This is a genomic window from Pontibacter rugosus, from assembly GCF_042678745.1.
GTDB lineage: Bacteria > Bacteroidota > Bacteroidia > Cytophagales > Hymenobacteraceae > Pontibacter > Pontibacter rugosus.
In genome coordinates, this window is sequence record NZ_JBHTLD010000238.1 from 1 (window position 1) to 1,696 (window position 1,696).

Genomic DNA, 1,696 nt, shown 5'->3' on the forward strand with positions numbered 1-1,696 from the left:
ATTAGTATCACTAGCTAAGCACCAACACAAAACAGCTTAATTTATTACTTAATATTTATTTAATACTACTTTCAACTTTTAGCCAAAGAAGATGAATGCAATTTATTATTCACTCAGAAAGAGTGCAGGGATTACTTTGCCCACTTTATTGATCGCTTTGATGATCTTGGTGCTGTTCCCTTTTCAAAGCAGTGCCCAGACATATGCTGGACCAATCGTTATTTCTAAAGGCGGTACCTATACAGGAAACTGGGAGTCGCGTGACTCTAACATAGCCGCAGTAGAAATCACTACCTCTGAGCCCGTAGTAATTGTTAATTCAAACATCCGTAGTGCCGGACGTCTAATTCGCTTTACTGGTGCAGTTGCAAACATTACAGTTAGACACACCAATGGCTACGGTCTTACTCCTACTCCATGGAAAGACTACAAAAAGCCTCGTAACTTTTTAGCAGCGGATGAATTCAAAAATATCGTTGTAGAAAACTGTTACTTACAAAATGTGGCGGGTATAAACATAGGCGGTCGTTACCAAGGCAACGGATCTACAAGCGAAACAATCAAAATCCGTTATAACAAAGTTAAAAACATAGACGGTCGTATCTACGGAGGATGGGTTGCTGTTAACTTTGTTGGTTTTAATTTCCGCAACGCAATATCTCATGCTGAAGTAGCCTGGAACGAGGTTGTCAACGATCCAAACAACTCTGTGGTTGAAGATAACATCAACATGCACAACACTCGCGGCACTTCTAATTCAAAAATCAAAATCCACAATAACTACATTCAAGGTGCTTTTCCAATAGAAGCTGGTGCTTCTCATTACTCAGGAGGTGGTATCATTACAGATGGTGACGGAGACATTAGCATCTGTCCAGCCTATATCGAGGCCAACCACAACCAGATAGTTGGTTTAGGAAACTATGCAATGGGTATAGCAGGAGGAAATAACATCCACTACCATAACAACAGAGCCATTAATGCTGCTACGTTTCCTGATGGTTCTAGATATAAAATGAACACAACAGGTTTGTGGAGCAAAGACTACTACAAGCATAACACAACCTTCTCTAACATTGTTGAGAATAACACAGTGGGTGTTACTTGTTGGGGATATGTAAATAACCGCAACGACGTATCAGTAGCAGAAGCCTCTACGTTCAGAAATAACACCTTCCTTCCGTTTGTAGCTATTACAAAACAAATGGAAGCAGATGAGTATACAACCTGGAATCAAAAACTAAAGCAGAACGGAGTTGTGCTAGGCCCTAACGGTTCACCTGCCTCTGCTCCTGCTAACCAGGCCCCGTCTGTGGCAATTTCTTCTCCTACTGCTAATGCCGTATTTGTACAAGGCACTTCAGTTATGATAGAGGCAAATGCATCAGACAGTGATGGCACAATAACTAAGGTTGAGTTCTACAATGGTTCTGTTAAGTTAGGAGAAGACACAAACGCTCCTTACAGCTTCAGCTGGAACAACGTTAGCCCAGGAAGCTACAGCCTTACGGCAAAAGCTTTTGACAATTCAAGTGCCTCTAAAACATCATCTTCAGTAAGCATTACTGTAAAAGAGAACACACCAGCTCCTGCACCGGCTCCAGCACCTTCGCCAGCTCCAACTCCTGCTCCGACACCAGTGGCAACAGGCAAGATCACCCGTGAGTTCTGGGCATCAGTGGCAGGCGGCAACGTG

General features: G+C 42.7%; 1 protein-coding gene. It reads left to right on the forward strand.

The features are described 5' to 3' along the window. Nucleotides 1-136: 136 nt before the first annotated feature. The coding region (locus tag ACFQ2O_RS18705) for an Ig-like domain-containing protein (RefSeq protein WP_377531515.1) at nt 137-1,696 on the forward strand (1,560 nt) is incomplete at its 3' end.